Origin of the sequence: Kitasatospora sp. NPDC091257 (assembly GCF_044757675.1) — a bacterium.
GTDB classification, from domain to species: Bacteria; Actinomycetota; Actinomycetes; order Streptomycetales; family Streptomycetaceae; genus Kitasatospora; species Kitasatospora lactacystinica.
In genome coordinates, this window is record NZ_JBIVVI010001821.1 from 1 (window position 1) to 1,155 (window position 1,155).

Annotated in this window: 2 protein-coding genes; both read left to right on the plus strand. The window is 77.8% G+C overall.

Features of this window, described 5'->3' with window-relative positions; translation table 11 throughout:
• On the plus strand, positions 1-779 hold a 779-nt coding region (locus tag ACIQOV_RS42270; RefSeq protein ID WP_401056570.1), incomplete at its 5' end, for an MFS transporter.
• A partial coding sequence (locus ACIQOV_RS42275; protein WP_401056572.1) for a hypothetical protein occupies positions 776-1,155 on the plus strand: 380 nt, incomplete at its 3' end. The genes ACIQOV_RS42270 and ACIQOV_RS42275, both read left to right, overlap by 4 nt.

A 1,155-nucleotide genomic window follows, 5' to 3' on the forward strand; every position in this document is an offset into this window, starting at 1 on the left:
GGTGGGGCTCCCCGGCCACCCTGGGGACACTCGCCGCCGCGCTCGCGCTGCTGACCGCCTTCGCCGTCACCGAGGCCAGGACCTCCGCACCGCTGCTCCGCCCGGGCCTGCTGCGCAGCCGCTGGGTGGCCGGTGCCAACGTCCTGGTGTTCCTGGCCGCCGCCGGGCAGTTCACGGCCTTCTACTTCGTCTCGCTCTACCTCCAGCAGGTGCTGGGCCTGGGCGCCGCCGCCACCGGCCTCGCCTTCCTGCCCTTCTCGGCCGGACTGGTCGCGGGCACCGTGCTCGCCACGCGCGTCGTCGCGCGCCGCACTCCCCGGGCCGCCCTGGTGCCCGGGGCGGTGCTGGCCACCGCGGGCCTGGCCTGGTTCGCGCTGATCAGCCCGGACGGCGGCTTCCTCACCGACGTCCTCGGCCCGTCCCTGGTCACCAGCATCGGCACCGGGCTGGTCCTGGCCCCGGTCGCCGCCGCCGGGACCACCGGCGTGGCCGCCCACGAGGCCGGGACGGCCTCCGGCCTGCTCAACAGCTCCCGCCAGCTCGGCGGCTGCGTCGGCCTGGCCGCCCTGGCCACCGTCGCCGCCCACCGCTCCGGCGGCGCCACCGACCCGTCGGCGCTCAACTCCGGCTACGCCACCGGCCTGGCCGTCACCGCCGGGCTCTTCGCCCTCGCCGCGCTGGTGGCGATCGGTGTGCTGCCCCGGCGGCGGCCGCAGGCCCCAGGGCACCCCGCCCCGCTCACCCCCGCAGCGAACCGACTGGAAGGAACCCGCTCATGACGACCACTCCGCTCGCGGCCGTGGACCTGTTCGCCTCGGCCCTGCACATCCACCCCGACGGCGACGTCCGGGCGGCCGGGCGCCGGATGGCCGCCGGCGACGCCGGGGTCTGGCAGATCGCGACCTTCCACGTGGAGAGCGACGCCGACGTCCACGCCGACCACTGGGAGATGCACCCCGAGGCGGAGGAGGCGGTCTGCTGCCTGGCCGGCGCCGTGCGCCTCCACCTCCGCCCCGTCGAGCCCGGCGACGCCGAGTCCGTGGTGCGACTGGCGGCGGGCACCGCCGCGATCGTGCCCCGGGGGCGCTGGAGGTCGGCGGGGGCGGCGGCTCGGTCGCCCGCTGGCTGGCCGAACAGGGCGCCGAGGTCACCGTG